Annotated in this window: 1 protein-coding gene; it reads right to left on the bottom strand. The window is 66.4% G+C overall.

Annotation, left to right across the window (positions count from 1 at the left end; genetic code table 11):
* On the bottom strand, positions 1–2,396 hold a 2,396-nt coding region (locus JL015_RS27460; protein WP_374063564.1), incomplete at both ends, for a beta strand repeat-containing protein.

Below are 2,396 nucleotides of genomic sequence, written 5' to 3'. Positions count from 1 at the left end.
GTGAGCAGGGCTTCGCCGGTGCTGGCCGAGACGCGGCCGCCGTAGTTGTCGAAGCCGCCCAGGGCGGTCAGGCTCAGGCGTTGGCCCTGGATGACGCCGCCCTGGCGGTTGGCCGCGAGGTCGTAACCGTTTCTCAGGACGCCGGTGATCTGGGCGGTGAACAATCCCTTGAGGCTGGACAGCACGCCGCCGCGGCTGTCGAGGCTGGCGGCCTCTACTGTCAGGTCACCGTTCTGGGCAATGAGGCGACCGTTGAGGTTATCGACGCCCTCGCCCGCTTCGACCTTGAGGGTGCTTTGGCCTTGTACCGCGCCCCGGGTGTTGTCCAGGCTCGCGGCGTCCAGTTCCACGCCCGCGTTCTGGCTGTAGATCAGGCCGTAGGTGTGGTTGAGGACCTTGCCGGTGGCGGTGATCAGCAGGGTACCGTTGGCGGCGACGGTGCCGGTGTTGCTGTTGTCCAGGGTGCCGGTGTTGAGGGTCATCAGGCGCTGGCTGATCAGTTGCCCGCCCTGGTTGTGCACGGCGCTGCTGCGTTTGAGCAGCCAGTCACCGCCGCTGGCGAGTGTGCCGCCGGTGTTGGTCAGGGCGCCGATCAGGTCGAGGGTGGCCTTGCCCGGGCTGGTGATCGTGCCCGCGCTGTTGTCGAGGGCGTTGGCGGTGATCGCGAGGTCCGCCCCGCTGTCGATCAGGCCGTTCTGGCTGTTGTTCAGCAGGCCGGTAACGGTCAGGGTCTGTGCCGCGCCGCTGGAGAGGATGCCGCCGCGGTTGTCGAGGCTGTCAGCAGTCACGGTCAGGGCTGTCTGGCTGACCAGCGCGCCATTGCTGCTGTTGAGCAGTGCACCGCTGAGGTCCACCTCCACCGCGCCGTTACGGCTGGACAGGGTGCCGCGGTTGCGGTTGTCCAGGGAGGTGGCGGTCACGTCCAGCCCTTGCCAGCCGGAGATGAGGCCGTTCTGGTTGAGCAGGCTGGCGGCATTGAGGGTCAGCAGGTTGCTGCTGATGAGCTGGCCGCCGCTGTTGTCCAGGGTCTGGCCGGTCAGGGTGAAGCTCTGGGCGCTGGAGATTTCACCGCCCTGGTTGTTGATGTTTCGCACCCGCGTGAGGGTCAAGGGACCTGTGGCGGTGATCAGGCCGGCGTTGTTGTTGAGGTCCGCACCGTTGAGGTCGACGCTCAGCCCGGCATTGCCGATCAGGCGACCGGCATTGAGGGAGATCGCGTTGAGGACCAGGGTCATGGCCCCGAGCCCGGAAACTTCACCACCGGTGTCGGCGCTCAGGCTGTCGGCGGTGATGTTCAGGGTGCCACGGCTGTTGATCAGGCCCTTGGCGCCGGTGTCGAGGGCGGCGCTGTCCAGGGTCAGCGCGGCAGTGCCCAGCAGTTGTCCTGTGCGGTTGTTGAGGTCGCCCGAGGTGATCTTCAAGATTTCGGCAGCGTTGATCAGGCCGTTGTCGCGGTTGGTGAGCAGACCGGTGACGGTGAGGTCCAGGGCGTTGCGGCTGGTCAGGGTGCCGCCGGTGTTGTCCAGAGTGGCGGCCGTGGCATCGACACCCGCGGCGGCGATCAGGCCCTTGACGTTGTTCAGGGCCTGGGCGATGCGCAGGGTCAGCAACTGGTTGCTCAGCAGCGTACCGCCGCTGTTGTCCAGCGATAGGGCCTTGAGGGTGAAGGCCTGGGCGCTGGAAATCTCACCGCCCTGGTTGAGCACGACCCCGAGGTTTTTCAGCAGCAGGGTGCCGGGCGCGTTGATCAGGCCGCCCTGGTTATCGAGCAGGCCCTGGTTGACGTCCAGGCTCAGGGTGGTGGCGCTGGTCAGGCTGCCTTTCTGTTGTTCAAGGCTGCTGACGCTCGCAACCAGTGCCTGGCTGCTGGCAATGCTGCCGTCGTGGTTGGTCAGTTTGGCGGCGGTGAGGTCCATCCGCTCGCCGCTGCTGATCCGGCCCTTCTGGCTGTTGTTCAGGTCGCCGGTGTCGATCGTGACCCGGCCCTTGGCGCTGACGGTGCCTTGCAGGCTGTTGTCGAGAGCGGTGCTGTCCAGGTCGAGCTCGCCATCGGTGACCAGTTCGCCGCCCTGGTTGAGGATCGCGCCGGCGCTGTCGAGGGTCAGCTTGCCGGCACTGGACATGCTGCCCGCCGTGTTGGTCAGGCTGCCGACGTCGAGGGTCAAGGTGCCTTCGCTGCTGATCAGGCCCTGGCTGTTGTCGAGGGTGTCCGAGAGGTCGATGCTCAGGTCGTGTGGGCTGAGCAGCACGCCGCCGGTGTTGTCCAGTGAGCTGCCGGTCAGGGTCAGGCCGGTCTTGCCGGACAGCACGCCGTCGCTGCGGTTGGTGGTCTTGGCGATGTCGAGGGTCAGTAACTGTTGCGCAAGGATCTGACCGCCAGTGTTGGTCAGCGTCTG

This window comes from Pseudomonas cichorii, assembly GCF_015471405.1.
Taxonomy (GTDB): Bacteria; Pseudomonadota; Gammaproteobacteria; order Pseudomonadales; family Pseudomonadaceae; genus Aquipseudomonas; species Aquipseudomonas serbiensis.
Note: the sequence above shows the minus strand (reverse complement) of the source record. Positions and strands in the feature narration are given on the sequence as shown.